The organism is Pseudomonas rosaeacicularis, assembly GCF_057128745.1.
Genome location: NZ_JBSKHT010000005.1, coordinates 148,494 through 170,059, shown reverse-complemented (window position 1 = coordinate 170,059; position 21,566 = coordinate 148,494). Strand labels below are relative to the sequence as shown.

At 59.4% G+C, this 21,566-nt stretch carries 23 protein-coding genes; 5 read left to right on the top strand and 18 right to left on the bottom strand.

Annotation, left to right across the window (positions count from 1 at the left end; genetic code table 11):
• Positions 1-63: 63 nt before the first annotated feature.
• The 12 genes from lipA to ACWKWM_RS08735 form a co-directional block, all read right to left on the bottom strand.
• The gene (gene lipA / locus ACWKWM_RS08790) at positions 64-1,110 is read right to left on the bottom strand and encodes a lipoyl synthase (protein ID WP_483845761.1); all 1,047 of its coding nucleotides are present in this window, start codon (positions 1,108-1,110) and stop codon (positions 64-66) included.
• Position 1,111: 1 nt separating this feature from the next.
• Positions 1,112-1,759, bottom strand: a complete 648-nt coding sequence (lipB, locus tag ACWKWM_RS08785) for a lipoyl(octanoyl) transferase LipB (RefSeq protein WP_483845760.1) — start codon at positions 1,757-1,759, stop codon at positions 1,112-1,114.
• The gene (locus ACWKWM_RS08780; protein WP_268799432.1) at positions 1,759-2,034 is read right to left on the bottom strand and encodes a DUF493 domain-containing protein; all 276 of its coding nucleotides are present in this window, start codon (positions 2,032-2,034) and stop codon (positions 1,759-1,761) included. The genes lipB and ACWKWM_RS08780 overlap by 1 nt, the downstream gene beginning before the upstream one ends.
• Before the next feature lie 78 nt (positions 2,035-2,112).
• Positions 2,113-3,273, bottom strand: coding sequence for a D-alanyl-D-alanine carboxypeptidase family protein (locus ACWKWM_RS08775; RefSeq protein ID WP_483836333.1), 1,161 nt, complete (start codon positions 3,271-3,273; stop codon positions 2,113-2,115).
• A 181-nt stretch (positions 3,274-3,454) separates the two neighbouring features.
• Entirely contained in the window at positions 3,455-4,495 is a 1,041-nt protein-coding gene (locus ACWKWM_RS08770) for a septal ring lytic transglycosylase RlpA family protein (protein WP_483845759.1), read from the bottom strand.
• The gene (gene mltB / locus ACWKWM_RS08765) at positions 4,495-5,505 is read right to left on the bottom strand and encodes a lytic murein transglycosylase B (protein ID WP_483845758.1); all 1,011 of its coding nucleotides are present in this window, start codon (positions 5,503-5,505) and stop codon (positions 4,495-4,497) included. Before mltB ends, ACWKWM_RS08770 begins: the two co-directional genes overlap by 1 nt.
• Before the next feature lie 17 nt (positions 5,506-5,522).
• Positions 5,523-6,626, bottom strand: a complete 1,104-nt coding sequence (gene rodA / locus ACWKWM_RS08760; RefSeq protein ID WP_483845835.1) for a rod shape-determining protein RodA — start codon at positions 6,624-6,626, stop codon at positions 5,523-5,525.
• Positions 6,627-6,657: 31 nt separating this feature from the next.
• The gene (mrdA, locus tag ACWKWM_RS08755) at positions 6,658-8,556 is read right to left on the bottom strand and encodes a penicillin-binding protein 2 (RefSeq protein WP_483845757.1); all 1,899 of its coding nucleotides are present in this window, start codon (positions 8,554-8,556) and stop codon (positions 6,658-6,660) included.
• A gap of 32 nt (positions 8,557-8,588) precedes the next feature.
• Entirely contained in the window at positions 8,589-9,056 is a 468-nt protein-coding gene (gene rlmH / locus ACWKWM_RS08750) for a 23S rRNA (pseudouridine(1915)-N(3))-methyltransferase RlmH (RefSeq protein WP_400597531.1), read from the bottom strand.
• Between the two features lie 9 nt (positions 9,057-9,065).
• Positions 9,066-9,494, bottom strand: coding sequence for a ribosome silencing factor (gene rsfS / locus ACWKWM_RS08745; RefSeq protein ID WP_483836328.1), 429 nt, complete (start codon positions 9,492-9,494; stop codon positions 9,066-9,068).
• A gap of 16 nt (positions 9,495-9,510) precedes the next feature.
• Positions 9,511-10,164 carry a nicotinate-nucleotide adenylyltransferase gene (gene nadD / locus ACWKWM_RS08740; protein ID WP_483845834.1) on the bottom strand — a complete coding sequence of 218 codons (654 nt, stop codon included), beginning with the start codon at positions 10,162-10,164 and terminating at the stop codon, positions 9,511-9,513.
• Positions 10,165-10,207: 43 nt separating this feature from the next.
• Positions 10,208-11,482 carry a glutamate-5-semialdehyde dehydrogenase gene (locus tag ACWKWM_RS08735; RefSeq protein WP_483845756.1) on the bottom strand — a complete coding sequence of 425 codons (1,275 nt, stop codon included), beginning with the start codon at positions 11,480-11,482 and terminating at the stop codon, positions 10,208-10,210.
• Positions 11,483-11,784: 302 nt separating this feature from the next.
• Between ACWKWM_RS08735 and ACWKWM_RS08730 the strand changes: the two genes are divergently transcribed.
• Complete coding sequence (locus ACWKWM_RS08730) at positions 11,785-12,456, top strand: DNA-3-methyladenine glycosylase (RefSeq protein ID WP_483845833.1); 672 nt, start codon at positions 11,785-11,787, stop codon at positions 12,454-12,456.
• 3 nt (positions 12,457-12,459) lie between these two features.
• The gene (locus ACWKWM_RS08725; protein WP_483845755.1) at positions 12,460-13,776 is read left to right on the top strand and encodes a bifunctional DedA family/phosphatase PAP2 family protein; all 1,317 of its coding nucleotides are present in this window, start codon (positions 12,460-12,462) and stop codon (positions 13,774-13,776) included.
• A gap of 105 nt (positions 13,777-13,881) precedes the next feature.
• On the opposite strand, the gene ACWKWM_RS08720 is transcribed toward ACWKWM_RS08725, so the two are convergent.
• The 3 genes from ACWKWM_RS08720 to ACWKWM_RS08710 are packed head-to-tail and all read right to left on the bottom strand — an operon-like array spanning position 13,882 to position 15,562.
• Positions 13,882-14,472, bottom strand: a complete 591-nt coding sequence (locus ACWKWM_RS08720; protein WP_483845754.1) for an LON peptidase substrate-binding domain-containing protein — start codon at positions 14,470-14,472, stop codon at positions 13,882-13,884.
• Positions 14,473-14,483: 11 nt separating this feature from the next.
• Positions 14,484-15,200 carry an LrgB family protein gene (locus tag ACWKWM_RS08715; protein ID WP_483845753.1) on the bottom strand — a complete coding sequence of 239 codons (717 nt, stop codon included), beginning with the start codon at positions 15,198-15,200 and terminating at the stop codon, positions 14,484-14,486.
• Positions 15,197-15,562, bottom strand: a complete 366-nt coding sequence (locus tag ACWKWM_RS08710; RefSeq protein ID WP_483845752.1) for a CidA/LrgA family protein — start codon at positions 15,560-15,562, stop codon at positions 15,197-15,199. The genes ACWKWM_RS08715 and ACWKWM_RS08710 overlap by 4 nt, the downstream gene beginning before the upstream one ends.
• 315 nt (positions 15,563-15,877) lie before the next feature.
• Between ACWKWM_RS08710 and ACWKWM_RS08705 the strand changes: the two genes are divergently transcribed.
• The 3 genes from ACWKWM_RS08705 to ACWKWM_RS08695 all read left to right on the top strand — a co-directional run bounded on the left by ACWKWM_RS08705 (position 15,878) and on the right by ACWKWM_RS08695 (position 18,961).
• Positions 15,878-16,333, top strand: a complete 456-nt coding sequence (locus tag ACWKWM_RS08705) for a MaoC family dehydratase (protein ID WP_483845751.1) — start codon at positions 15,878-15,880, stop codon at positions 16,331-16,333.
• Between the two features lie 139 nt (positions 16,334-16,472).
• Positions 16,473-18,200: a C13 family peptidase gene (locus ACWKWM_RS08700; protein WP_483845750.1), complete on the top strand. Its 1,728-nt coding sequence runs from the start codon at positions 16,473-16,475 to the stop codon at positions 18,198-18,200.
• Positions 18,201-18,319: 119 nt separating this feature from the next.
• Entirely contained in the window at positions 18,320-18,961 is a 642-nt protein-coding gene (locus tag ACWKWM_RS08695) for an NAD(P)H-binding protein (protein ID WP_483836320.1), read from the top strand.
• A gap of 153 nt (positions 18,962-19,114) precedes the next feature.
• Here ACWKWM_RS08695 and ACWKWM_RS08690 read toward each other — a convergent pair whose 3' ends face one another.
• From ACWKWM_RS08690 to mpl, 3 genes are read right to left on the bottom strand one after another with little or no spacing between them, the layout of a single operon-like run.
• Positions 19,115-19,405: a YceK/YidQ family lipoprotein gene (locus ACWKWM_RS08690; protein WP_483845749.1), complete on the bottom strand. Its 291-nt coding sequence runs from the start codon at positions 19,403-19,405 to the stop codon at positions 19,115-19,117.
• Positions 19,398-20,027 carry a flavin prenyltransferase UbiX gene (ubiX, locus tag ACWKWM_RS08685; protein ID WP_483845748.1) on the bottom strand — a complete coding sequence of 210 codons (630 nt, stop codon included), beginning with the start codon at positions 20,025-20,027 and terminating at the stop codon, positions 19,398-19,400. The genes ACWKWM_RS08690 and ubiX overlap by 8 nt, the downstream gene beginning before the upstream one ends.
• A complete protein-coding gene (mpl, locus tag ACWKWM_RS08680) occupies positions 20,024-21,373 on the bottom strand; it encodes a UDP-N-acetylmuramate:L-alanyl-gamma-D-glutamyl-meso-diaminopimelate ligase (RefSeq protein WP_483845832.1) in 1,350 nt (449 codons plus the stop codon). The genes ubiX and mpl overlap by 4 nt, the downstream gene beginning before the upstream one ends.
• Positions 21,374-21,566: the final 193 nt, after the last annotated feature.

Below are 21,566 nucleotides of genomic sequence, written 5' to 3'. Positions count from 1 at the left end.
AACGAAAACGGGCCGGATATCACTATCCGGCCCGTTTTTTTGCGCTGAAAGAGCGGTGGTTTATCAGCCCGCTGTCAGCATCGACTTAACCAGGTTCGCCTGTTCGTCAGCGTGGTACGAAGAACGTACCAGAGGCCCGGACGCGACGTTCTTGAAGCCCATCTTGTAGCCTTCCTCGGCAAACCAGGCGAAGACGTCCGGGTGCACGAAGCGCTCGACCGGCAGGTGGCTGCGCGACGGCTGCAGATACTGGCCAAGAGTAAGCATGTCGATATCGTGCTCGCGCATCCGCTTCATCACTTCGATGACTTCTTCGTCTGTCTCGCCCAGGCCCAGCATCAAGCCGGATTTGGTCGGAACGTGAGGCATCATCTCTTTGAAACGCTTCAACAGCGTCAACGACCACTGGTAATCCGAACCCGGGCGCGCGGCCTTGTACAAACGAGGCACGGTTTCCAGGTTGTGGTTGAACACATCCGGTGGCGTTGCGGCGGTGATTTGCAGCGCAATGTCCATGCGGCCCCGATAGTCCGGCACCAGCGTTTCCAGTTGCACATTGGGCGACAGGGCACGAATTTCTCGGATGCAGTCAGCGAAATGCTGAGCACCGCCATCACGCAGGTCATCGCGGTCGACCGAGGTGATCACCACATACTTCAGTCGCATGTCGGCGATAGCGATGGCGAGGTTTTTCGGCTCGTCGGCATCCAGGGCCTTTGGACGACCATGACCCACGTCGCAGAACGGGCAGCGACGGGTGCAAATGTCGCCCATGATCATGAAGGTCGCGGTGCCGCCGGAGAAGCACTCGCCCAGGTTCGGGCATGACGCTTCTTCGCATACGCTGTGCAGCTTGTGTTTGCGCAGGAGTTGTTTGACACGGTCGACTTCTGGCGAGACCGGGATACGGACGCGAATCCAGTCCGGCTTTTTCGGCAGGTCTACCGTCGGGATGATTTTTACCGGGATACGCGCGACTTTTTCCGCGCCGCGCAGCTTGACGCCGGCTTCCACTTTCGGACGTCCCGCATTGAGCGTGACGGTCGGGATCAGGGTTTGGACGGCGTTTTCAGTTTGAACGGCCTCAGCCGTGTCATGCGCAGTAGTCATATCAATCGATTCCGCCCGTGAGGGTCGTCTGCTCAGCGTAGTCGAGGTGTCTGACGAGCTGCGCACGCAGCCGGGCACTAACCTCGGCAAATTCAATCGGCCCTGCATGATCACGCAGCTGGGTCATTGCCAGCCCCGCATAACCGCAGGGATTGATCCGTTTAAACGGCTCAAGATCCATGTCGACGTTCAGCGCCAATCCATGAAACGAACAGCCATTGCGGATACGAAGGCCTAATGAGGCAATCTTTGCCCCATCGACATAAACCCCCGGTGCGTCCGCTTTTGCCGCTGCTGCCACGCCGTAACTGGCGAGCAGCGCGATCAGGGTGTGTTCGATGCGGGTGACCAGATCACGCACACCAAAGCCCAGGCGACGCACATCCAGTAACAGATAGGCCACCAACTGGCCCGGGCCATGATATGTCACTTGGCCGCCGCGATCGACCTGTACCACCGGAATGTTTCCCGGCAGCAGCAAATGTTCGGGCTTGCCGGCTTGTCCTTGAGTGAAGACTGGCGGGTGCTGCACCAGCCACACTTCATCGCCAACCTCGCGATCGCGGTCATCGGTGAAGCGTTTCATGGCTTGCCAGGTGGGCTCGTAGTCGACCAATCCGAGGTCGCGAAAGCCCAGGCTGTCAGTCATCAGAGCACCATGTGCACAAAACCTGTGGCACGCAGTTCACTGTTGATGTCGTAGAGCTGGTCTTGACCGGTCGCGATGATGTGCAGCTGGACGGTGGTGTATTTACCGTTGCTGCTTTGGCGCTCGGCCAGAGTGTTGTGATCCACGGTTGCGTGTTTCTCAAGGATCTCGATGATCTTGTCCTTGAAGCCCACACCCGTATCGCCGATGACCTTGATGGGATAGTCCGCACAAGGGAATTCGATTTTTGGTGCTTTAACGTCGGTATCTGTCATGGCAGTAACGGCCTCGTAAGCCGAGAAAACGGACAGCTCCCCGCCGCGCAGGGCGGCAGGGGCACAAGGAGCGATGAATCAGTTGAACAAGCCGTAGAAGAACAGGCGGATGCTATCCCACAGGCGGCGGAAGATACCACCTTCATCGACGGCGTCCAGCGCGATCAGATTAGCAGTGTGCACAACCTTGTCGTCCAGTTTTACTTCGATTTTACCGATGACATCGCCTTTGGCGATCGGCGCAACCAGTTGTGGGTTCATGGTCATGCTGGCGGCGAGCTTTTTCATTTCGCCTTTAGGCATGGTCATGGTCAGGTCTTCAGCCAGACCGGCTTTGACTTGACGCTCGGTGCCCTTCCAGACCGGCGCTTGAGCCAGTTCAGTGCCCTTCTGATAGAAGCTCTGGGTTTCGAAGAAACGGAAACCGTAGGTCAGCAGCTTCTGGGTCTCGGCAGCACGCGCTTGCTCGCTGTTAGTGCCGAAGACGACTGCGATCAGGCGCATGCCGTCACGTACAGCCGAAGACACCATGCAGTAGCCAGCTTCTTCGGTGTGGCCGGTTTTCAGACCGTCAACGGTCTTGTCGCGCCACAGCAGCAGGTTACGGTTAGGTTGCTTGATGCCGTTCCAGAAGAACTCTTTCTGCGAGTAGATCGCATAGTGAGCCGGGTCTTCATGGATGATCGCGCGTGCCAGGATCGCCATGTCATGAGCGGTTGCGTAGTGCTCAGGGTTTGGCAGGCCGGTCGGGTTCATGAAGTGGCTGTTAACCATCCCAAGATCGCCCGCAGTTTTGTTCATCATGTCGGCGAACGCGTCTTCGCTGCCGGCGATGTGCTCCGAAAGTGCCACGCTGGCGTCGTTGCCGGACTGAATAATGATGCCGTGCAGCAGATCGCTGACCGTCACCTGGCTGCCGACCTTGATGAACATCCGCGAACCGCCTGTACGCCAGGCGTTCTCGCTGATGGTCACAGGATCGTTCTCGCCGATCTGGCCGCGACGGATTTCCAGGGTCGCGATGTAAGCCGTCATCAGCTTGGTCAGACTGGCTGGCGGAAGACGTTGGTCGCCGTTGTTTTCAACCAGGACATTCCCGCTGTTGGCGTCCATCAGCACGTAAGCCTTGGCAGCCAATTGCGGTGGAGATGGCGTCATCTGTTCAGCCGCGAATACAGCAGGCGCGGTGAATAGCGGAATAAGCAGGCAAAGGCGTTTTGCAAAGGTGGTGATGTTCATCCGTCTCTCGAAAATGCTAATGGGCAAACATGCCCTCGCGGGCAAAGCTATGGCGCCAGGCGACCCTGGCAAACGCGCCCTGCCCGAAGGCCGAACGCGTGAACAGTTGCTGGTTACGCTTGCTCTGTGGCAAGTCGCCGTCGGCAGCAACTTCGATCCGACCTCGTCACCGAGGTTCGAATCACTGATCCGACGTGACAACGCTCGGTGAGCCAAGATTGGCCGACCTTACGCTGTTTTGCAGTTGTTGGGCTTCACCCGGCGTGTCGACCGGTCCCATCCGCACGCGATAAAGCGTCTGTTGATTGCGCGCTATCGAGCTCACGAAAACCGGTGCCCGCACCATCCCGCTCAGTTTGGACCTCAGCAGCTCCGCAGCGTCCGGGTTGGCGAAGGCTCCCACCTGGAGAAATAGCCCAGACGCTTGTCCTGAAGCGTTTTTTTTTGCGTCAATCTGCACCGGCACAGGCGCGACGGGCGCGGCGTGTTGCTGCGGTGGCGGCGTCCATTGTTCGATGGTGCCGGCAGAGGCGGTAATCACTGGCGCCGCTTGCGCACGCACGGGCGCAGCACTGGCGACCTGCGGCTGATCAAGCATTAACGGCGCGGGCTTACCGCGCTGCGCCCAGTATTGAGCCGGATCGATGCCTTCAACCTTGACGCGAGCGGTGCCGATTTCGGCATAGCCCAGCTTTTTCGCAGCGGCATAGGACAAATCGATGATTCGGTCCGAATAAAACGGCCCACGGTCGTTGACGCGCAGGATCACCGTGCGGTTGTTGTCGAGGTTGGTCACGCGTACATAGCTGGGCAGCGGCAGCGTCTTGTGCGCCGCGCTCATGCCGTACAGGTCATAGACCTCGCCGTTGGCGGTGTTCTGGCCATGAAATTTGGTGCCGTACCACGAGGCGGTACCGGTCGCAGCGTAAGTCGCGGAATCGTTGAGCGGAAAGTAAGTCTTGCCCAGCACGGTGTACGGGTTGGCCTTGTAGGGCCCGGTGTGCAGAGTCGGCACTGCGTCAGGAATACGCGAAACGTCAACGTCCCACCAAGGCGCGCCGTCTTTGTGAGCCCGGTTGATGTCCAGCCCTGGCTGAGCGCGGACTATGCCACCCTGCGGCTTGGAACGTGTGGGGGTGTTTGATGAGCAGCTGACGATTAACAATGTCAGCGCCGCGAAGGCCATCAGCTTCAATGGTTTTTGAATCGGCAAAGACCGCATTACTTGACGCCCCGAGCTTGAACCAGTCGTTCAGACAGCTGATGCACGGCCATGGCGTACATCACGCTGCGGTTGTAACGCGTGATTGCATAAAAATTCTTTAATCCCATCCAGTACTCCGGGCCGTTGTCGCCTTCGAGGCGAAACGCCGTGACCGGCATGTCATCGCGCAGCGCATCATGACTTGCCCAACCCAAGGCTCGCAACTCCCCGACAGTCTTTACCGGCTCAATTCCCGGACTCAAACCCTGGTCGACGCGCTCACCACTGACACTGGCGGGGCTGACAACGCCCTCACCTGCGACCCAACCATGGCGTTTGAAATAGCTGGCCACGCTGCCGATAGCATCGTCCGGATCGTTCCAGATATTGATATGGCCATCACCGTCGAAGTCCACCGCATAAGCTCGAAAACTGCTCGGCATGAACTGCGGCAAACCCATTGCACCAGCATACGAACCCTTGAGCGTCAGGGGGTCTACTTGCTGCTCGCGGGCCAGCAACAGGAACTCGCGAAGCTCCTTACGGAAGAAGTCAGCACGTGGCGGGTAGTCGAAACCCAGCGTCGACAATGCATCGATCACCCGGTAATTACCGGTATTACGCCCAAAAAAGGTCTCAACGCCGATAATTGCGACAATGACCTGAGCCGGGACACCGTACTCTTTCTCAGCGCGGGCCAAGGTCAATTCATGCTGCCGCCAGAAATCTACACCGCGCGCGATGCGTGCATCGGTGAGGAACATTGGCCGGTAATCTTTCCACGGCTTCACGCGTTCAGCAGGACGGGAAATTGCGTCAAGAATCGACTGCTTACGTTCGACATCTCGAAAGACATCGATCAGCTGCTCGCCAGCAAAACCATATTCGCGGGTCATTTCACCGACGAATTCAGCCACCTGTGGCGAACCCTCATAACTGCCGGCGAGCGACTCTTGCATCGTGCCGAGCATGCCCACCAGTCCGACCAGCGGTGCATATCGAGCTGCCCAGCCACTAACGACTTGCATTGAGTTGTTCACCTTAATCAAACCTGAGCGATCCACTTGCGATGGGTATGGATCGACATCAAAACACCAAACGCTGACAGCAGCGTCACAAGCGAAGTTCCGCCGTAGCTAATGAAGGGCAAAGGTACCCCCACCACCGGCAACAAACCGCTGACCATACCGATGTTCACGAAGACATATACGAAAAATGTCATGGTCAGACTGCCTGCCAGCAGTTTGCCGTACAGCGTCTGTGCCTGAGCGGTGATCACCAGCCCCCGGCCAATCAGCAGCAGATAGATCAGCAACAGCGCGCAGATACCGACCAGACCGAACTCTTCACCCAGCACCGCGATGATGAAGTCGGTGTGGCTTTCCGGCAGAAAATCCAGGTGCGACTGCGTACCCAGCAGCCAGCCTTTACCGAACACGCCGCCCGAACCAATGGCCGCTTTGGACTGAATGATGTTCCAGCCGGTACCGAGCGGATCGCTTTCAGGGTCCAGGAACGTCAGGATTCGCTGCTTTTGGTAGTCATGCATGAAGAAAAACCACATCGCCACTGCAACCGGCACCGCCGCAGCGATCACGCTGATGATCCAGCGCCAGCGCAGCCCGGCCATGAACAGCACAAAGGTCCCGGACGCCAGGATCAACAGCGAAGTGCCCAAATCCGGCTGACGCACGATCAGTACGAAGGGAATGCCAATCAGCGCCAGACTGAGCGCCACATGCTTGAGGTGCGGCGGTAGCGTGCGCTTGGACAGATACCAGGCGATGGTCGCCGGCATGATGATTTTCATGAATTCGGAGGGCTGAAAGCGAATGACGCCCGGAATGTTAATCCAGCGCGTAGCGCCCATGGCGTTGTGGCCCATAACATCGACCACCACCAGCAGCATCACTCCAAGCACATAGGCTACCGGGACCCATCGCGCCATGAAGCGCGGTTCCAGCTGCGCGATGACGAACATCGACACCAGGCCGATCCCGAACGAAGTAGCTTGTTTGATCAGCAGGTCCCAGCTCTTGCCGCTGGCCGAATACAGCACGAACAAACTGCCGGCGGCGAGCGTCAGCAACAGGATCAGCAGCGGGCCGTCGACGTGGATCTTTTGCAGAAAAGTGGCGCGGCGGCGCATCACGTCTTCGCTGGACAGGATGCGGTCGAAATTACTCTTCACGGGCCGCGGTCTCCGGAGGCTGCGTAGTACTGACGTATTCGGGTTTCAAGCGTCCTTGTGAGTCGAGGAGCCAGGCATCCATCACCTGACGGACAACCGGCGCCGCAACGCCAGAACCGGACTCACCGTTCTCGACCATTACCGCCACCACAATTTTCGGGTTGTCAGCCGGGGCGAAACCCACGAACAAAGCGTGGTCGCGGTGGCGTTCCTGAATCTTGGTGCGATCATATTTTTCGCCCTGGCGAATGGCGACGACCTGAGCCGTACCACTCTTGCCAGCAATTCTGTACTGCGAACCGATCGCCGCTTTTCGGGCTGTGCCGCGCGCGCCGTGCATCACCTGCTGCATGCCGTGATTGACCTTGTTCCAGTCGGACGGATCGCGCAGCACGATATCAGGCATCGGGTTGTCATCGACCGGTTTTTGTCCCTCAATGGTCTTCGCCAGGTGCGGCCTGTTCCATTTGCCCTTGTTCGCGACCAGAGCAGTGGCCTGCGCCAACTGCAGCGGCGTGGCCTGCATATAGCCTTGGCCGATCCCCAGAATGAGGGTCTCTCCGGGGAACCAGGCCTGACGCCGGGTGATGCGTTTCCAGTCCCGGGACGGCATCAGGCCGGGGGATTCTTCGAACATATCCAGTGACACTTTCTGGCCGATACCGAACTTGTTCAGGTACGTCGAGAGACGGTCGATACCGACCTTGTGTGCCAGATCGTAAAAGTAGGTGTCGTTGGAGCGCATGATCGCGGTGTCGAGGTCAACCCAGCCGTCACCCGTGCGGTTCCAGTTCCGGTATTTGTGGTCGTAATTGGGCAGCTGGTAAAACCCCGGGTCGAACACCCGAGTACTGGCGGTTACGACGCCGGTGTCCAGCCCCGCGATGGCAACCGCAGGTTTGATGGTCGAACCCGGCGGATAGAGACCCCGCAGAATGCGGTTGAACAGCGGCCGGTCCACCGAATCGCGCAGCTCGGCGTAGGCCTTGAAGCTGATGCCGGTGACAAACAGATTGGGGTCGAAACTTGGCTGACTGACCATTGCCAGCACTTCACCGGTGTTTGGGTCAAGGGCCACGACGGCGCCACGACGCCCGCCCAATGCAGCTTCGGCAGCTTCCTGCAGCTGGATGTCCAGACTCAGGACAATATCCTTTCCGGGAACCGGATCGGTGCGTTTGAGCACGCGCAACACACGGCCACGGGCGTTGGTTTCGACTTCTTCGTAACCCACTTGGCCGTGCAGCTCGGGCTCGTAGAAGCGCTCGATGCCGGTCTTGCCTATGTGGTGGGTGCCGCTGTAATTCACCGGATCAAGCGTCTTGAGCTCTTTCTCGTTGATGCGTCCCATGTACCCGACAGAATGCGCAAAATGCGCGCCCTGCGGGTAGTGACGGACCAACTGCGCGACCACCTCGACGCCCGGCAGACGGAATTGGTTGACCGCCACCAGCGCGATTTGCTCTTCGGTCAGCTCAAACAGGATCGGCACCGGCTCAAACGGACGACGGCCCTGCTTCATGCGTTTTTCGAAGATGATCCGGTCATCCGGCGTGAGCTGCAGCACCTCGACGATGGTGTCGAGAATCTGCGCCCAATCCCCCGATCGCTCACGGGTCATGCTCAGGCTGAAGCTGGGCCGGTTGTCGGCGACGACCAGGCCATTGCGGTCATAAATCAGGCCACGACTCGGCGGGATCGGCTGGACGTGAACGCGGTTGTTCTCCGAAAGCGTCGAGTGGTAGTCGTACTGAATGACCTGGAGAAAGTACAGCCGGGCCACCAAGACGCAGATCAACACGATCACCGCCACTGCACCGACCACGACTCGGCTGCGCACTAAACGTGCGTCCTTCTCGTGATCTTTCAGGCGAATCGGCTGAGACATTTAGGGCGTGTTCACAATGAAGGGCGGCAACGCTACTTGTGGTAAGGGTGCCCGGACAGCACGGTCCAGGCGCGATAGATCTGCTCACCGATGAGGATGCGCACCAACGGATGCGGCAACGTCAGCGGCGACAACGACCAGCGTTGCTCGGCACGCGCGCAGACCTCCGGCGCCAGCCCTTCCGGACCACCGACCATCAGGTTTACGGTGCGCGAATCGAGGCGCCAGCGGTCGAGCTCGACGGCCAATTGCTCGGTGCTCCAAGGTTTGCCGTGTACTTCGAGCGTTACAATCCGCTCGCCCGGCTGCACTTTCGCCAGCATGGCCTCGCCTTCCTGACGAATCAGGCGCGCCACGTCGGCGTTCTTGCCTCGGGTATTGAGCGGAATTTCCACCAGTTCGAGCGCCAGTTCGGATGGCAGACGCTTGGCATACTCATGCCAACCTTCTTCCACCCATTTAGGCATGCGCGAACCGACGGCGATCAAGCGCAGACGCACAACGAACCCTTAGTTCTGGTCTTTGTTGAGCTTGTCGAAGTGCTCATGCGGGGTTTCCGGGCTGTGGTGTGCAGCGCTGGCGGCGCGGCTTTGCTCGGCGCCCTGCCACAAACGCTCCAGGTCGTAGAACTGGCGGGCTGCGGCGGTCATCATGTGCACGATCACGTCGCCCAGATCGAGCAGTACCCAATCGCTTTCGCCCTTGCCTTCTTCGCCCAGAGGTTGCGCGCCCTTGGCTTTGACGTTCTCGCGAACCTTGTCGAGCATCGCGTTGATCTGGCGGTTCGACGTACCGGTGGCGATCACCATGTAGTCGGTCAGGCTGTGCTTGTCCTTGACGTCGATGACCAGAATGTCCTGGGCTTTGATGTCTTCCAGGGCGGCCTTGGTCAGTTCAACCAGCTCTTCGCCGGACAGGGTGTTTTTTTGCTTGGTCATATAAAACTCATTCAGTTCAATTGGGGGCACGGTACAGTCCGTGCGCCTCGATGTAGGCCAGTACGGCGTCTGGCACCAGAAAACGTACCGACTTCCCGCTGGCCAGCAGTTGACGGATCTGGGTGGCAGACACCGAAAGCGGCGTCTGCCAGACGAATGTAATGTTTCCGCCCGGCCCCTTGAGGGCCTTCGGATCGCTTACCGCGCGTCCCGCCAGCAGATTTCGCATGGCGTCCGGTGACTCGCTGTCAGCGTCCGGGCGTTGCAGCACCACGATATGGCAGTGCTCCAGCAACTCTTCCCACCGATGCCAGGAGGGTAGCCCGCAAAAAGCGTCCCAGCCCAGCAACAGGAATAACTGGTCGTCGGCGGCCAGTTCTGCGCGCATCGACTCCAGCGTGTCTATCGTGTACGACGGCTTGTCCCGCTTCAGTTCGCGGTCGTCTACCGTCAGTGGCGATACGCCTGCCACTGCACTCTGGACCATCGCCAGACGGTCCTCGGCAGAAACATGCGGCGTATCGCGATGAGGCGGTCTGGCGCTGGGCGTCAGACGCAACTCATCAAGGTCCAGCAGTGCGGCCACTTCCAGCGCGCCCCGCAGATGCCCGATGTGCACCGGGTCGAACGTACCCCCGAGCATGCCGATACGCTTGGGCTTTTTGACCACAGCAGTCGCACCGTCGGTAGCGTGCTGTCGGTGTTGGGCCAAGTCAGGCAGGCTCCTGGCCGCGCAACTGATGACCGTCGCCGATCACGATGTACTTTTCGCAGGTCAAGCCTTCGAGGCCCACCGGACCGCGGGCGTGGATCTTATCAGTAGAAATCCCGATCTCCGCACCCAATCCGTATTCAAAGCCATCGGCGAAGCTGGTCGGGGCGTTGACCATCACCGAACTTGAGTCGACTTCCGCCATGAAGCGGCGAGTCTGACCCTGGTGATCGGAGACGATGGCGTCGCTGTGATGCGAGCCGTAATGGTTAATGTGTTCGATGGCCTGATCCAGACTGTCGACGATACGAATCGACAGGATCGGTGCCAGATACTCGGTGTGCCAGTCTTCTTCGGTAGCCGGATTGACCTCGATGACGTCGCGGGTGCGGTCGCAACCGCGCAACTCAACGCCCTTTTCGCGCAACTGCGCCGCCATTGGCGGCAGGAAAGCGGCGGCGACGGCCTGGTCCACCAGCAGGGTTTCCATGGCACCACAGATACCGTAGCGATAGGTCTTGGCGTTGAAGCAGATGCGCTGGGCAGCAGCCAGATCAGCGTAGGCGCTGACGTAGACGTGGCAGATGCCGTCCAGGTGTTTGATGACCGGCACTTTGGCGTCGCGGCTGACGCGCTCGATCAAACCCTTGCCGCCACGGGGAACGATGACGTCCACGTACTCCGGCATGGTGATCAAAGCGCCGACAGCGGCACGGTCGGTGGTTTCGACCACTTGCACCACGGCAGCCGGCAAACCGGCTTCAGCCAGGCCGCGCTGGATGCAGGCAGCGATGGCGCGGTTGGAATTGATCGCTTCGGAGCCGCCACGCAGGATGGTGGCGTTGCCGGACTTGAGGCACAGGCTGGCAGCGTCGATGGTCACGTTCGGACGGGATTCATAGATGATGCCCACAACGCCCAATGGCACGCGCATTTTGCCGACCTGAATGCCGGACGGCTGGAAGTTCATGTCACGGAGGGTGCCGATGGGGTCCGGCAGAGTCGTCACCTGACGCAACCCGACGATCATTTTGTCGATCCGTGCGGGGGTCAGGGCGAGACGTTCGAGCATTGCCGGCTCAAGACCGTTGGCACGACCAGCGGCCAAGTCCAGTTCGTTGGCGGCGGTTAATTCTTCACGGGCAGCGTCAAGTGCTGCGGCGGTGGCCTGCAGGGCGCGGTTTTTCTGCGCAGTGCTGGCACAGCCGATCACGCGGGAAGCCTCGCGAGCGGCGCGACCCAGGCGGGTCATGTAGTCAAGAACGGACTCAGTCATGGTCTCAGAGGTCTTGGCAGATAGGAAAGCGGCGGATTATAGCTGTCGGGCGTCCCCAGCGACAGCGGTCACAGGCGGATGGTCGATATAAGCTGTAAACGCTGGGTGAAACCCCACATGGATGCACTGATCTCTGTAGGAGCCAACTTGTTGGCGAGGATTGACACGGTGTGTCAGGTTAACAGCCTCGCGAACAAGTTCGCTCCTACAGAAGGGCGTTGGCTGTTCAGCTGCAATTAAGACTGATGTTGCTATCATCGTGCTTCCACCCCACGGCCAGCCTGCCCTTCATGCTCGACGAACTGCCCACCGCCCTCCCCGACAGTTTCTTCCACCGCGACGCTCAGACGCTTGCCCGTGACTTGCTGGGCAAGGTCATCCGGCACAAGGTTGGTGAGATGTGGTTGTCAGCGCGGATCATCGAAACCGAAGCCTATTACTTCGAAGAAAAAGGCAGCCACGCCTCGCTGGGCTATACAGAAAAGCGTAAGGCTTTATTTCTGGATGGCGGGCACATTTATATGTATTACGCCCGTGGCGGTGACTCTTTGAACTTCAGCGCCGGAGGGCCGGGCAATGCCGTGCTGATCAAATCGGCGTATCCATGGGTCGATGCCCTCTCCAACGAAAACAGCCTGGCGCAGATGCTGGTCAACAACCCCAAACCCGACGGCTCGATCCGCACGCCAGAGCGGTTGTGTGCCGGTCAGACCTTGCTGTGCAAAGCGCTTGGGTTGAAGGTCCCGATGTGGGACGCCAAACGTTTCAACCAGGAGCTTTTGTTCGTCGAAGACGTCGGACAAACCCCGCCCCGTATCATCCAAACCACACGACTAGGCATCCCCTCAGGGCGCGATGAGCACCTGATGTACCGCTTCGTTGACGCTGCCTACGCGCGCTTTTGCACACGGAACCCCCTCAGACGCGGACAGGTCGAAGGTCGCGATTACCATTTCATCGAGCAAGGACACTGACCCATGGGCTCATGGCTCGACAGCATCACCACTTGGCTGACCGCCAACCCCTCATGGCTCAGTGTGGCGATTTTTCTGGTGGCGTTCATCGAGTGCCTGGCCATTGCCGGCATCATCGTCCCCGGCACGGTGGCACTGTTTGCGATAGCTGCGTTGGCGGGCAGCGGCATCCTGCCGTTGGGCGAAGCATTGTTGTTGGGGTTTCTCGGCGGACTGCTCGGCGATGCTGTTTCGTACTTTCTGGGCAGACGTTTCCATCAGAATATCCGGCGCCTGCCCTTCCTGCGCAATCACCCGGAATGGATCGGCACCGCCGAAACCTATTTTCAGCGCTACGGCATTGCCAGTTTGCTGGTAGGACGTTTCATCGGCCCGCTACGGCCAATGCTGCCAATGGTTGCAGGCATGTTCGACATGCCTGTGGTGCGTTTCGCTGGCGTCAGCGTGATTGCAGCGGCGGGCTGGTCGATCGCCTACATTCTGCCGGGCTGGGCGGCAGGCGCGGCCATGCGCTTGCCACTGCCCGAAGGCTTCTGGCCTGAGGCAGCGGTGGTCGGCGCGGGGCTGGCGCTGCTTTTGGGCGTCGCCATTCAAAGCAGCGTTCGGGGCAAGCAGTACGCTACCAAGCTGATTGCGCTGACCTGCTTCATCTTGCTCGCTGCGATCTTTGTGGGCTGGCCGTATCTGGCGCATCTGGATCAAGGCGTGATGGCGCTGGTGCAGGAGCATCGCAACGACCTCGCGCAGAACTTCGTGATCCTGGTTACCGGGCTGGGAGATTTCAGGACGCAGTTCTACGCGGCCTCGCTGCTGTTGATCGTGCTTTTGGTCACGCGTCATTGGCGCCACGCGATTTTCGTCGTGGGGACCACGCTTGGTGCGGCAGTCGTCAATCAAAGCATGAAGTTCACCTTCGCCCGCGCCCGCCCCGAAGTTTTGCTCGAGCCGCTCACGACTTTCAGCATGCCCAGTGGACACGCGTCGGCATCCTTCGCGTTTTTCATGGCGATGGCAGTGTTGGCGGGGCGGGGGCAACCGGTGCGGCTGCGCTTAACGTGGCTGCTGTTAGGTGGGATTCCGGCGGCAATGATTGCGATGTCGCGGGTGTATCTGGGCGTGCATTGGCCCACTGACGTGCTGGCCGGGATGCTGTTGGCGTTCTTCGCCTGCGCGACAAGCCTTGCGTTCGTGCAGAACAAAACGCCTATGCCGGCGCTGCCGATCAAAGTCTGGTGGTTGTTGTTACCGCTATTGGTCGCGCTGTTTGGCGCACTGGCGCTGCATACTTTCGCGCCGGGCGTGATTCGGTATCAGTATTGATGGTGCGTCTGTAGGAGCCAACTTGTTGGCGAGATTGACGCGGAGTATCAGGTCAAAAGCCTCGCGAACAAGTTCGCTCCTACGGATAAAGCGTCGCAAGACGCGCTAAACCTGCATATCTCCCTGCATTTCATCCAGCAGTTGCTGGATCGCATCAAGCCGCTCTTCAGCGTCGTCGATTTCGAGCAGTTCGATTTTGTCTTCTTCAGTGAACGGCAACAGATACGCCAATTGATTGGCCAGTGACTGCTGTCCGCTCGCCGTCAGCCCCATGTTCAAGGCAGCGACCATCGGGTGCTCAGCCAGCGCAGCAAGCAGTGCGACCAGATCGTCGTCTTCTTCCTGAAGCGGGTTATCGGCCGGTTCCTCGAGCCACTGCACCTGCGCGACGAGCAATTGGTCTTTCTGCGTCTCGGTGTCGATGACCCGAAAGCGGCGACCGCCCATGACACGAATCCCTAGCAGGCCGTTGTCCTGCTGCTGGAAATCGGTCACCAGCGCCTCGCAACCGATCAGCGAAAAGCTGTCAGGCACTTCACCGACTTCACTGCCTTCGGTGATGCACACCACGCCAAAGCCCTGGCCCTGCTTCATGCAGCGCCCGATCATGTCCAGGTAACGGGCCTCGAGTATCTGCAGATCAAGCACACATCCCGGAAACAGCACAGCGTTCAGCGCAAACAGCGGCAGCGACATAGACACCTTCCTCAAGCAACCAAAGACACCGCCAGCGGCAGAAACAATGCCGTGGCGATCCCCATCAGACTCATTGCCAACGCCGCAAAGGCGCCGCATTCCTCACCTTCCTGCAACGCGGCCGAGGTGCCTACCGCGTGCGCCGTCAGGCCCAACGCCATACCGCGCGCCGCCGGGCTCTCCACACCGGCGAGGCTCAACAGGCCGGGGCCGAAAATACCCCCAATCACCCCGGTAATCAAAACGAAAACCGCAGCCAACGCTGCAACGCCGCCAATCTGCTCAGCGACCAGCATGGCGATCGGCGAAGTCACCGACTTCGGTGCCATGGTCATCAGAATCATGTGATTGGCGCCGAATGCCCAGCCCAGCGCAACGCAAAGTCCGGTCGCCAGAACCCCGCCAATCACCAGCGTAGTCAACACCGGCCAAAACAACTGCCGGATTCGTCGCAGGTTCAGATAAAGCGGCACCGCCAGCGCCACGGTAGCGGGGCCGAGCAAGATGCTGAGGATCTCCGTGCTTTTGCGGTACTCCATGTAGTCCAGCCCGCAGAACACCAGCACACAAATGACCACCAGCATCGACACCAATACCGGCTGCAGAAACACCCAGCGGGTTTTTTCGTATCCGGCCAGCACCACTTGATAAGCGCCCAGCGTGATCGCGATGCCGAACAATGGATGATGAATGACCGACAGCCACGCGCCTTGCCAATCCGGACTCATGACGGCTCCCGACGACGACGCGTCTGGCGATCGATGAGTTTCTGCATCAGCCAACCGGCGAAGGTCAGGGATATCAGTACCGAAAGGACCAGTGAGCCGACAATCGCCCAGAAATCATCGGCGATCTGATTGGCGTAGACCATGACGCCTACCGCGGGCGGGACCAATAACAGCGGCAAGTAGCGCAGCAGACTGCTGGCGGCAAGGCTCAGGGGTTCGCTGACTTCGCCACGGGTCATGAGGTAAATGAGTAACAGCACCAGGCCGATGATCGGGCCCGGCAGAATGGACAAGATTAGGTGATTGAGCGCAGTTCCCACCAATTGGAACAGCACCAGCCAGGTCAGGCCTCTGAGCAACATAAAAAACTCCAGCTAATGCGCGACGCAATTATACGCACGCCCTTCCGGTGGCTATGTAGGGATATTCGCCAGCGTGTCGATTCTTGACCAACGCGGGATGCCGTGCTGATCTTCAGCCTCACGCCATCTCGTTTCCTGTTGGAGCGAACTTGTTCGCGAGGCGGCTCGCCTGGCACACCGCGTTGCCCGTCTCGCCAACAAGTTGTCTCCTACAGAAATCCGGCGTCAATGGCTAAGCAATAAAGAAGCCTATAGCCGTAGATTCATCGAAAAACAAAAACTGCATGACGTCACTGATCACCAAGGAGAGTAACGATGCCGTATGTACCTGTTGCAGCACTCAAGAGTTATGAAGGCAAGGAACTGGGATGTTCCGAATGGCTGACCATTGATCAAGCGCGCATCAATCTGTTCGCCGAAGCCACTGGCGACTTTCAATTCATCCACGTTGATCCGGTCAAGGCTGCACAAACGCCGTTTGGCTCGACCATCGCCCACGGCTTTCTGTCGTTGTCGCTGATCCCCAAGCTGATGGAGTCTCTGCTGGTGCTGCCTGAGGGGCTGAAGATGGTAGTCAATTACGGCCTGGACAGCGTGCGTTTCATTCAGCCGGTCAAGGTGGACTCGCGCGTTCGTCTAAAAGTCTCACTGACCGAAGTCACCGAGAAGAAACCCGGTCAATGGCTGCTCAAAGCCACGGCCACACTGGAAATAGAAGGTCAGGAAAAGCCTGCGTTTATCGCCGAACCTCTGTCGCTCTGCTTCGTGTAACGCTCCTGAATCACGAAACAGTCGTAACAGACTGTTTCGTGAGACTTCCCCGCTGCGGCATACTCGCTGCGGCCGTGGGACCTCGACTCTGCTCAAGTGCGCCCTGACACGCCGAAACATCCAATTTTCGGGATTTACCATGCGCGCGCTTGCTCCACTCGCCCTGATTTTATTGCTGACTGCCTGCGGTGAAGGTGAATCCCTGTCGCCTCCAGACGCTCGCCTGCCTGACGGCGGTCGTTATCGCGGCAATGTGGTGAACGGCTTGCTGCAAGGTCCGGGGCGGATCGATTATCCCAACGGCAGTTGGTACGCCGGCGAGTTCAAGGACGGTCGATGGAGCGGCCAGGGCGAATGGCATGCCAGTAACGGCGACGTTTATAAAGGCAGCTTTCAAAACGGGCTGTTTGATGGTCAAGGCACGCTGACCACTGCAGAGGGCGGAAGCTACGTCGGCGGCTACAAACTGGGGCGGCGCGACGGTGAAGGCACGCTCAAAGAGCGCGGCATGACCTATCGCGGCTCGTTCAAGGCCGATCAGTACGACGGACTTGGTCGCCTGGAGCTGAGCGATGGCAGCGAATATCAGGGACAGTTCGCTAAAGGCAAACCCAATGGCGAAGGCCAGCGCAGTGACGCCAGCGGCAACCAGTTCGGCGGCAAATTCGTCAACGGCCAGCTCGAAGGCAACGGCAACTTCACCAGCGCCGACGGCGATCAGTACGTCGGTGGCTTCCGCGACAATCAATTGAACGGTCGCGGCCGTTATGAAAACAGCGATGGCGACGTGTGGGTCGGTCAGTTCAAAGACGGCGCGTTCACCGGCAAAGGCGAATTGATCGGCTCCGATGGCAGCCACTATCAAGGCCAGTTCCGCAATTGGCGCTACTCCGGCGAAGGCCGACTGACCATGGTCGATGGCAGCATATTTGTCGGCCATTTCGCCAACGACAACTACGAAGGCCAAGGCGTTTTGATCTCAGCCGATGGCAGCGTGCAAAGCGGCAGTTGGGCCAACGGCCAGCGCGTGCGTGACGCCAAGGGCAAATTGTTGCCCGACCCACTGGAAACGGGTTTGCTCGCCCAAGGACCTCTGCTGGAAAAAGCCCTCGCAGCGGTGCCGGCCTCCACGCCAGCGACCGAGCTGTACAGCCTGGTGGTGGGCGGCGACGGCAAGCAGAGCGTGTTCATGCGCGAAGCCGATTATGTCGGCAATTTGCTCGGCACCCGCTTCGGTGCGTTTGGGCAGATCAGCCTGGTTAACCATCGCGACCACATGGGCGACCGCCCGCTGGCGACCCGTGAAACCATCAGCCGTGCGATTGCCACGCTCGCCCAACGCAGCGGACCGGAAGATCTGATCTTCATTTACCTGACCAGCCACGGCACTCAGGATCACGAACTGGTGCTGGATCAGCCGCGTCTGGAATTGTCTGACCTGCCCGCCGACGAGCTGGCTGCAGCGCTGTTGCCGTTGAAGAATCGCGACAAAGTGGTGGTGATTTCAGCGTGTTACTCCGGTGGATTCATCCCGGCAATCAAGGACGAAAAAACCATGGTCATCACGGCCTCCCGCGAAGACCGGGTGTCGTTCGGTTGTTCCGAGGAAGCGGACTTTACCTATTTTGGCGAGGCACTATTCGGTAAGGCCTTAGTCGAAACCGATGACTTGCAGCAGGCCTTCAATGAGGCGCGCCAGTGGGTTGCCCAGCGTGAAATCGCCGAGAACTTCGAAGCCTCCGAGCCACAGATGTGGGCGCCCAAAGGCGTTGTCTCGCACTGGATGCAGTTTCGTAAAAGCCAGGCCGAGCGTGCGCTCAACACAGTTTCAGCGCGCAAGGAAGTGAAAGCTGCCAGCACGCATTAATGGCTCACAAAACCGGCAGACGCATTGCGCAGATTGCCGGGTAACTCATATTTCATGGTGGCGTCCGCGAGCAGTGTGACCCGATCGCCTAAGCTGTGACGTATCAAGGGAGAATGACCATGTACTTGACGCCGCAACACATACTGCTCGCCGGAGCCACGGGACTGACGGGCGAGCACTTGCTTGATCGCTTGCTCAACGAACCCACTGTCAGCCGTGTGCTGGCTCCAAGTCGTCGGCCGCTTGCCGACCACCCTCATCTGGAAAATCCTGTTGGCGAGTTCAATTCTCTGCTGCCTGCACTTGGCGGCCAGGTAGATATCGCCTACTGCTGCCTCGGCACGACGATCAAGCAGGCTGGCTCACAGGAGGCTTTCACCGCCGTCGACAAAGACATGGTGGTGGCTTTCGGGGCTCGCGCTCGTGCGTTGGGTGCTCGTCATCTGCTGGTGATCAGCGCCGTCAATGCAGACCCTGAATCGAGCATCTTTTACAGCCGAGTCAAAGGAGAAATGGAAGAGGCGTTAAAGGCGCAGAACTGGCCACAATTGACTATCGCCCGGCCGTCATTGCTGATTGGCGAGCGTCAGGATCAGCGTCTGGTCGAGCAGTTGGCCGCGCCGCTGTCCAAATTGATCCCCGGCAAATACGGCGGCATCGAAGCCTTGGCACTGGCCCGCGCACTGTGGCGGCTGGCGTTGGAAGAGCAGGATGGGGTGCGGGTGGTGGAGTCTGATGAACTACGCAGATTAGGCAAGTGAGGATGTAACGGACCTGACGCGCACTTTCCAACGGCGCAAACCAATGTGGGAGCGGACCTGTCCGCGAATGCGTCAGTACAGCCGAAAGACCTCTATCGGATGTGCCGATCTCTTCGCGGACAGGTCCGCTCCCACATTGAATTTTGAATCCCGCTACAACCCACCCGTGGCCTGAAACCCCACGCCCAGCGCGGTTAGCAACGATAACGGCAGCAGCAGCGTATCGAGCAATGCGCTCCCCGGCAGATCCAGGCTCGGATATTTCGGAGCTTCGGTGCCGAAACGGTCCTTGGCGCAGCAACCGCCCTCCATCGCGTACAGATCCAGACGCGTGCCGGCGTAAACCACCGGCGCGCCCGGTTGGTTGGCGTCCAGCGTGCTGACCGTCGCGCAGCCGCTGGTCAGCACCAGACCAAGCGTGATGAAGATCAGTCGCTTACTCATCCGCGCCAAAGTGATGCTCCCCCCAACGTGGCAGCATGTCCTGGGGAATGTTCAGCAGGTTCAGAATCCGCGCCACCACGAAATCGATCAGATCATCGATGGTCTGCGGCTGGTTATAGAACCCCGGTGACGCTGGCAAAATCACTGCCCCCAGGTTGGACAGCTTGAGCATGTTCTCAAGATGAATACTGGAAAATGGCGCCTCCCTGGGCACCAGAATCAACTGACGGCGCTCCTTGAGCGTGACGTCTGCCGCGCGCTCGATCAGGTTGTTGCAGGCGCCGGATGCAATCGCCGACAACGTGCCGGTCGAACACGGCACCACCACCATCGCACTCGGCGCCCCGGAACCCGACGCCACCGGAGACATCCAGTCTTCCTTGCCATACACGCGAATCTGGCCGGCTTCGGCACCGGTGTATTCGGTCAGGAACGCCTGCATCATCTGCGGCTTGGGTGGCAGCGAAACGTCTGTTTCAGTGGCCAGCACCAACTGCGCGGCCTTGGAAATCAGGAAGTGCACTTCGCGGTCTTCGCGCACCAGGCAATCGAGTAAGCGCAGCCCATATTGCGCGCCTGATGCGCCGGTCATTGCCAGCGTGATGCGTTCCGGGCCGCTCATGTCAGCGCCTCGGCCAGCTTGCCGTGCAGACCGCCGAAGCCGCCGTTGCTCATGATCACCACGTGGGTGCCGGGCTTCGCCAGACCTTTCACGTGTTCAATGATGGCGTCCAGCGAATCGCAAACCACCGACGGCACCGAACACAGTGCAGCAGTGGCGGCCAGATTCCAGCCCAGATTCGCGGGCGCATACCAGATCACCTGATCGGCCTGGGTCACGCTTTCAGGAAGCCCGTCGCGATGGGCGCCGAGCTTCATTGAATTGGAGCGCGGTTCGATGATAGCGATGATCGGTGAGTCCCCGACCTTCTTGCGCAGGCCGTCGAGCGTTGTGGCGATGGCGGTCGGATGGTGGGCGAAGTCGTCGTAAATGGTGACGCCGCGTACGTCGGCGACTTTCTCCATGCGCCGCTTCACGCTTTTGAAAGCGCTCAAGGCTTCGACGCCCTGCTTGGGCACAACGCCGACGTGCCGCGCGGCAGCCAGTGTCGCGAGGGCATTGGCGACGTTGTGCTGGCCGGTCATGTCCCAGTCAACAGTGCCTTGCGTTACGCCGTCGAAGATCACTTCGAATTTCGAGCCGTCTTCGCTGAGCAACTTCGCCTGCCACTGACCGTCTTGGCCGGTGGTTTGCACCGGCGTCCAGCAGCCCATTTCAATCACCCGTTGCAGCGCAGGCTCTGTGGTTGGGTGAATCACCAGGCCTTCGCTCGGAATGGTGCGCACCAAATGGTGGAACTGACGCTCGATGGCGGGCAGGTCCGGGAAGATATCAGCGTGATCGAACTCAAGATTGTTGAGGATCGCCGTGCGCGGGCGGTAGTGAACGAACTTGGAGCGCTTGTCGAAGAAGGCGCTGTCGTATTCATCGGCCTCGACCACGAAGAACGGCGTATCGCCCAGACGTGCAGAAACCGCGAAGTTCTGCGGCACACCGCCGATCAAAAAGCCCGGCGCCATGCCCGCGTGCTCCAGGACCCAGGCGAGCATGCTGCTGGTGGTGGTTTTGCCGTGGGTGCCGGCAACGGCCAAGACCCAACGGCCTTGCAGCACGTGGTCTGCAAGCCATTGAGGGCCGGAGACGTAAGGCAGGCCTTTGTTGAGCACGTATTCAACGGCAGGGTTGCCACGGGACAAAGCGTTGCCGATGACTACGACATCTGGCGCCGGATCGAGCTGCGCTGGGTCGTAACCCTGGGTCAGCTCGATGCCTTGAGCCTGCAGCTGCGTGCTCATCGGCGGATAGACGTTGGCGTCGGAGCCCGTGACTTTGTGGCCCAATTCTTTGGCGAGCACCGCCAACGAGCCCATGAACGTGCCGCAAATACCGAGAATATGAATGTGCATGACCGACCTCTTAAAACATGGGCGCAGGTTAGCGTAGAGGCGGTGAATGCGCACGGGGCAATTGCTTGTCGCTTTTGATTCTGGCCGCAGGCCGTAGGAGTCCGGCTTGCCGACGATCTGCCGGGCATCGGCAGCAAAACGATGAATGCGGTGTGTCAGCGAAACCGGATTAGCCGCATTCAGGGCTGCTTCG